The sequence below is a fragment of the uncultured Methanobrevibacter sp. genome, assembly GCF_900316895.1.
GTDB lineage: Archaea > Methanobacteriota > Methanobacteria > Methanobacteriales > Methanobacteriaceae > Methanocatella.
The window spans coordinates 1-6446 of record NZ_ONER01000083.1 but is presented as its reverse complement, the minus strand read 5'-3'; the positions used below and the strand labels follow the sequence as shown (position 1 = coordinate 6446).

The 6446-nt window shown below is 38.5% G+C and carries 8 protein-coding genes; 4 read left to right on the top strand and 4 right to left on the bottom strand.

Features of this window, described 5'->3' with window-relative positions:
- A partial coding sequence (locus QZN27_RS08220; RefSeq protein WP_296786262.1) for an NADH-dependent flavin oxidoreductase occupies positions 1-1009 on the top strand: 1009 nt, incomplete at its 5' end.
- A gap of 111 nt (positions 1010-1120) precedes the next feature.
- Here QZN27_RS08220 and QZN27_RS08215 read toward each other — a convergent pair.
- Both QZN27_RS08215 and QZN27_RS08210 read right to left on the bottom strand, forming a co-directional pair.
- Positions 1121-1438 (bottom strand): TfoX/Sxy family protein, encoded by a 318-nt coding sequence (locus QZN27_RS08215; RefSeq protein WP_296786260.1) that lies wholly within the window; start codon positions 1436-1438, stop codon positions 1121-1123.
- Positions 1439-1618: 180 nt separating this feature from the next.
- Positions 1619-2341: a DUF4012 domain-containing protein gene (locus QZN27_RS08210; RefSeq protein WP_296786257.1), complete on the bottom strand. Its 723-nt coding sequence runs from the start codon at positions 2339-2341 to the stop codon at positions 1619-1621.
- A 244-nt stretch (positions 2342-2585) separates the two neighbouring features.
- Here QZN27_RS08210 and QZN27_RS08205 point away from each other — a divergent pair, with 244 nt between their 5' ends.
- The 3 genes from QZN27_RS08205 to QZN27_RS08195 all read left to right on the top strand — a co-directional run bounded on the left by QZN27_RS08205 (position 2586) and on the right by QZN27_RS08195 (position 4593).
- A complete protein-coding gene (locus tag QZN27_RS08205; RefSeq protein ID WP_296786253.1) occupies positions 2586-3599 on the top strand; it encodes a M48 family metallopeptidase in 1014 nt (337 codons plus the stop codon).
- A gap of 10 nt (positions 3600-3609) precedes the next feature.
- Complete coding sequence (locus QZN27_RS08200) at positions 3610-3861, top strand: transcriptional regulator (protein ID WP_296786250.1); 252 nt, start codon at positions 3610-3612, stop codon at positions 3859-3861.
- 117 nt (positions 3862-3978) lie between these two features.
- Entirely contained in the window at positions 3979-4593 is a 615-nt protein-coding gene (locus tag QZN27_RS08195; RefSeq protein ID WP_296786247.1) for a vWA domain-containing protein, read from the top strand.
- Here QZN27_RS08195 and queC read toward each other — a convergent pair.
- On the bottom strand, positions 4590-5252 hold the full coding sequence (queC, locus tag QZN27_RS08190; RefSeq protein ID WP_296786243.1) for a 7-cyano-7-deazaguanine synthase QueC: 663 nt from the start codon (positions 5250-5252) through the stop codon (positions 4590-4592). The two genes, QZN27_RS08195 and queC, sit on opposite strands and share 4 nt — an antisense overlap.
- On the bottom strand, positions 5249-6446 hold a 1198-nt coding region (larC, locus tag QZN27_RS08185), incomplete at its 5' end, for a nickel pincer cofactor biosynthesis protein LarC (RefSeq protein WP_296786240.1). The genes larC and queC, both read right to left, overlap by 4 nt.

Sequence of the window (6446 nt, the reverse complement as noted above, 5' to 3'; positions counted from 1 at the left end):
GATGATTATGAAGGATATTTTTGATGAATGTCAATTGGGAGATTTAAAGCTTAACAGCAGAATTGTCAGAACTGGAACATGGGAAACAGAAACCGAAGAAGGAGGATTTTTATCCCCTGCAATCTATGATAAGTATGAAAGGATTGCAGGAAGCGGAACAGGTCTGATTATATCCGAGATGTTTGTGTTTGACCGTAAGGACCGTTTTGCACAATATTCAGCAAACCTGAATTATTTGGGTTTTGTTAAGGAATATAAGATGGTAACCGACATCTGCCATAATTTTGATGTGCCTATTCTCGGTCAGCTGGCGTTTTTCTACTATGATGACGGTGACAATCAGAAGGCAGAGCCAAATGACCTGACCACTGGTGGAATAAGGAAACTGCAGGCTGAAGTGATAATGGCTGCCAAGAAGTTCTCATTTGCAGGTTTTGACGGAATTCAGATTGACATGGGTAATAATTTCTATTTGGCACGCTTTATAAATCCTTATTTTAACCAAAGAGATGATAATTATGGGGGAAATACTGAAAATCGTGTGAGAATTGCCTCTGAGATTATCAAGGTTATCAAAAAGACAATGCCTGGTTTTCATGTAAGCATCAGAATAAACCCGTGGGATGTAAGAAAGGATGGAATGACTGCGGATGAGAGTATCAGGGTTGCAAAGGAATTGGAGATAGCAGGTGCAGACAGCATACAATTGACTGCACGTACAATATCCTATCTTTATGACGGCAAGGAAAAGAATCCATTTTTGGTATATGCCGATGAGCTGATTGGCTCTTTAGATATTCCGGTTATTTTGGGAGGATCTTTAAGGGACATGAAATCAATGAATGATGTCTTGAACCATTCAAATGTGGAGTTCTTGTCAATGTCCAAGCCGTTTGTGGCACAGGCAGACTTTTTGGCCGACTGGAAAGCTAATGGCGAAGGTGAATCAATCTGTCAAAGCTGTAATAACTGCTACTCTAAGAAAACTAGTACCTGTTTTAAGTATTAGTCGGTGTGGCAAACCCTAAACTTTCGATGATTCATGTTTAATCTCCGGTTATTTCTTTTTTAGTGTTGAAATGGTATGTGTATGTTGAACGTCGAAGTTTTCTTGCATTTTCTACTTGCGTCTTTTCTTTGGAGCGGGAAGCTCTTCATACATTGCTTTCAACAGCTTTTCAAGGAACTTTCTGTTTTCCACATCATCAACGAGCAGCATTTCCTTTGCGCCTTCGTATGGCAATTCCATCTTTGCATCGGGCATTATTTCCTTTGCGGATTTCACTGGCTTTACAAGAAAACGGTCATCATAGATGCCTCCAATAATCTTTCCGCGATAGTATATGATGTATTCTCCCATCATGGCCCTATATGAGATGTCATCCAATAATGATAACTGCTCAAGGACATATTCTAGATAGTCTTTACTTGATCCCATGTATGCACCTTATCTACTGTATTGATATAATTTTTAATATATGTTGAGGATATATTTTCAAATGTTGATTAGGTCTTAATCATTAAAAAAAGTTTTCATGAAATAATTAGGTATAAGTTATAAAATTAAAAAGAAAAGGTTCTTTAAAGAATTATAGTATAATCCTTTAAAGATTGTTTTTTATTTTCCTATGCTTTCTATACCTTTCGTAGCAAGTAATTTTGTAAATGAACCCTCAGGTTGCATTACAATATTTCCTTTTGAATATTCTTCTAAAGCGGCATTTGCCATTTTAGCCTTTTTATCCGGATCGGCAGCGGCTTTTGCTAATGCTTTTACCAATACCATAACTGCGTCTCCTCTGGACATTGTTCCGCTTACACCTTCATTACCTGCATATCCAGCATATGCGTCGTTTTCACGGATAATGTCTGCTGCACTAAGGTTTGTTACTTCCCCATCAATTTTTATCGGTCTGATGGTATTAATAACATTGTCTACACCTTCATCGTAGACTAAAACTACTGCATCTGGAGTAAAGTTGGTATTTGCTTCTACAATTTCTTTTGCATACTGCATACCATCTTCTACACCGTCATACAGGCTGTCGTGCATAAACATCTTTCCGCCTCCAATTGCGCTGGATGCGGGCTGTGTTGGGTGTGTCATGTCACCTGGATAGATTGGAGTGTAGTTTGCAAAGCTTCCATTTTCTAGGTGAATCATGAATGCCATGTCTACTCCTCCGTTAGATTGCTCGTATTTGTCTGCAGCCAATATAAGAATATCTTTATCTTCTTGTGTTAAATCTGGACCGGTATTTAATGCTCCATAAATTGAGGCCAAGAGTCCCACAAGAATAACTAAAAGAATAGCTATTATTAATTTCTTTGTTCTGCTCATTTTCAGTTCCCACACGATAATAATGTTTTTATAATATGATTTTTAACTAGTAAAAATCAATTAAGATACAATATAACTTGTACTCATTTATTATTTTTCGATATCAAATTATATAAATATTATTGAAATTATTGTCATTTGAGCTTAATTTTTGGTTTTGATTTTTTTAAGGTTGGGTGGTTGATTGCAATTTCGCAAATAAATCAAAAAGTTTTTTATACACAAAGTGTTAATAAAATATAATATGGCAAAGGATGATAGAAGTAGCATAAATCCATTTACCGGAAAATCACATTTTGACATTGTCAATGATGATAATTTCCTCCAGAGTTCATATGATGAGTATTATAATATGATTAATCAGGCGCAGCTTCTGGATAATACTCCCGATGGGCAAATTGTCAGAGGCGTGGCCATTAGGTTAATTCAGGCTGTTGAAAATTATCTGTCTGAAATAGGTCGGCACGATTATGTTGAGGATTATTATGACTGGGATTTTCATCTGGTGGCAGACAATACAGTAAACGCCTTTTGCATGCCTGGAGGAAAAATTGTGATGTTTTCAGGCATTTTGTCAATTGCAAACACTGAAGACAAGGTTGCATTTATTTTAGGTCATGAAATGGCTCATGCGCTTCTGGACCATTCAAGAACAAGGGCCAGTGCACAGACTGCAAAAAATGCAATTACTTCCGCCGCTTGGCTTGGAAGCATTGCCATGGATCTTGTGGGATTGGGTGAATTCGGCTCTTTAACCCGGGCGGCCACTTATGCGGCAGATGTAGGTTCGGAATTTTTATTGATGAATCCATGGGGAAGGGACCAGGAACTTGAAGCCGACCGACTGGGCATGATGATAATCCATTGGGCAGGTTATGACATTTCCCCTATTCCTGCGTTTTGGCAGTCAATGGCAAATCAAAATTCTAATGAGCATGATTTCTTCTCAACACACCCTGCAGATTCAAAGAGAATTGCCGTGATGAATGAGCTGATTCATGAAATTGAAAATGAAACTGATTTTCATTCCAAACCGGTTATAGGCAAGGCCCCTACTCCAAAAGAGGAGTTTACAGATTCTCATATTGCAGAGACTAATGTGAAATATTGTCAGGAATGCGGGGCCTCCGCTGAAATGGACAGTAAGTTCTGCACAACATGTGGAGCCAAATTTGATGTTGAGCTGAAATGCGGCAATTGCGGTGCTTTGGTTGGTGAAGGAGATAAATTTTGCATGAATTGTGGAAATAAACTTTAAAGATGATAATATGGATGAAAAAACGATTAAATATGTTAACAGATCAAAATATAGAGTTAATACTTTACAAGCTATTGGGGACGGTGTAAAGATGCCTAAAGAGATTGCTAAGGATAGCGGCATTCTGCAGAATCATATCTCCAATGTATTGAGGGAACTTAAGGATAAGGACCTTGTGGAATGCTTGAATCCTGATGTTAGAAAAGGACGTCTTTACCGTTTGTCTGATGACGGTTTGGAAATGCTTGATAAAATCAAATAACTTTTTTTCACTTATTTTTTTCACTTCGTGGAAACCTTTAAATACTATAAGGTGTTAATATATTGTGTGTAAGTTATACACAACTTAACAACATAAAATCAACGGAAGTGAAAAAACATGAAAGAAGTACCATCAACTGAAAACTTGGATTTGATATTTGTAATGGACCGTAGCGGATCCATGAGCGGTTCTGAAAGCGATACCATCGGGGGATTCAACTCATTCATCCAAAGGGAAAAAGACAAAGACTTGAACACTCGTGTAACTACAATCCTTTTCGATGACCAATACGAAGTGCTATACAAAAGAAAAGCAATCGGTGATGTGGCCGAACTGACCAGAAACGAATACTGGGTAAGGGGATGCACCGCACTTCTTGACGCAATCGGAAAAACAATCAATAGTCTCGATAAGGAAATAGACAACAAAGTCCTCTTTGTAATAATGACTGACGGTTTGGAAAATGCCTCACGTGAATATTCAAAAGAACAAATCAGGAATTTGATTTCCAGCCACAATTGGGAATTCATCTACATCGGTGCAGATATCGATTCATACACCGAAGCGGGAAAGATTGGAATCAAACGAACCCATACTGCAAACTATAGAAAATCAAAAGAAGGATTTGATGATGTATACTGTTCAGTAAGTGATGCTGCAGATTATATGAGAAGTGATGTGAAACTGAATAAGGTAAACTGGAACAAGAGACTAAGAAAATATGATGACTAATCATATTTTATATTTAATTTTTTAAATGCTCTTTTCCGCCTCACACAACTTTCACAAACTCCACAGGGTTTGTCATCTCCTTTATAACAGGAATAACTCAACTCCATTGGAGCACCGACCTCAATGCCAAGTTCAACAATTTCCTCCTTATTCAAATCAATGGCTGGTGCTTCAATTCTTATTTTATCAGGTGAACCGACATCAATCAGTTCATTGAATTTTTCCATATACTGTTTGGAATTGTCCGGAAAAGTGGCGCCTTCCTCACCGTTCCATCCGACGATAATAATTTCTGCACCGATGCTTTCAGCATAGGACAGTGCAATTGATGTAAAAACGGTATTTCTTGCAGGAACCCAAACGTTGCTTGCAGTTTCACTGCTTTTATCCAAATCGTCCAATTCGTCTTCTCCAAGTTCCGGAATGTCTGCATCGGTATTCAGGCTTGAAGTGCTGATATTTGAAAGCCAAGGCAAATCAATCACTTCATGGGTCCATCCCATTTTTTCACAAATACTTTTTGAAGCATTGATTTCCTGTTTAACGGCCTTTTGACCATAATCAAATGTTATTGCATGAATTTCATATTCCTCATCAAAAACGCATGTTGCAACAGTGCAGTCAAGTCCTCCTGATAAGACTGAAATGGCCTTTTTCATCGGATCATCTCCTTAATGTCCCTTAAGGCAAGTCCACTATCCTTTGCGATTCTTTTCAGATCCTCATATTCCGGCCTTCTGGAAATGACTTTGCCCGCAACATACCCTGTCTTGAATGTCACATCATAATCCTTGCCGTTTATGGTGAATGTTTCAACCTCAAATTCTCTTTTTGCAACTCCTCTGTGGAGGTGTGGTGCGATTCTGATGCCCAAACTGCCGGTTTCCTTAAAGATTATATCCAGAATAGTTTCCCTGTTTTCTTTTCGGGAAATTACTTTAAGAAGGTTTCCAGGTCTGTTTTTCTTCATGATTATTGGGGTGATTGACACATCACTGGCGCCGGCATCCAGGAGCACGTCAAACAGATAGCCCATTTCTTCGCCGGTGAGATGGTCGATATTTGTTTCGATGACATCTATCTCATCGCTTTTGGCGATGTATGAACTTTCAATTATTCTTAAAACGTTAGGATGGTCAAAATCTTTCCTGCCTGCACCGTAACCTGTTTTTTCAGGCTTTGCCATTGGAATGAACTCTTTTATCTCATCACACAGTTCCATATATATTGCACAGCCGGTAGGTGTTGCAAGCTCGCTGTCGACAGGGCCTCCGATGATATTGGCATCCTTTAGGATTTCAACAACGGCAGGGGCAGGAACTGGTATTGTTCCATGAGCGGTTTTGACTCTTCCTCCTCCAACAGCTATCGGAAGCCCAATAATCTTTTGTGAATCAAAACCCAATTGATAATATGCATAAACGGAACCTATCACATCAGCAACAGCATCGCTGGCACCCACTTCATGAAAATGAATGTCCTCCAATGTTTTTCCATGAACCTTGCTTTCGGCTTCAGCTATTCTTTTAAAGATATTTATTGAAGTTTGCATTACATTTTCATCCAAATCCAGATTTTCAATTTTGGAAATGAATTCGGGATAATTGAGGGGAGGTCTGTTTTCAAGCATCTCGACATGACAGAATGTTGAGTCGATTCCGTGCTTTCGGATTTTGTCAAAAGTCACCTCAATCTTTCCAAATTCGAGTGCTGATTTTTCCATTATCTCTTTCAATTCATTGGCATCTGCTCCCAAATCAACAAATGCTCCGATTATCATGTTTCCGGCTATTCCACTGGATTGTGGGTCAATAATTACTGTCATAATGATAAGTCCTATTAAGTGGTATAAT

Excerpts from the sequence above, each read along its gene's own strand:
- QZN27_RS08205 (WP_296786253.1), top strand. The coding sequence starts at position 2,586 with ATGGCAAAGGATGATAGAAGTAGCATAAATCCATTTACCGGAAAATCA.
- QZN27_RS08200 (WP_296786250.1), top strand. The coding sequence starts at position 3,610 with ATGGATGAAAAAACGATTAAATATGTTAACAGATCAAAATATAGAGTT.
- QZN27_RS08215 (WP_296786260.1), bottom strand. The coding sequence starts at position 1,438 with ATGGGATCAAGTAAAGACTATCTAGAATATGTCCTTGAGCAGTTATCA.
- queC (WP_296786243.1), bottom strand. The coding sequence starts at position 5,252 with ATGAAAAAGGCCATTTCAGTCTTATCAGGAGGACTTGACTGCACTGTT.
- QZN27_RS08210 (WP_296786257.1), bottom strand. The coding sequence starts at position 2,341 with ATGAGCAGAACAAAGAAATTAATAATAGCTATTCTTTTAGTTATTCTT.
- QZN27_RS08195 (WP_296786247.1), top strand. The coding sequence starts at position 3,979 with ATGAAAGAAGTACCATCAACTGAAAACTTGGATTTGATATTTGTAATG.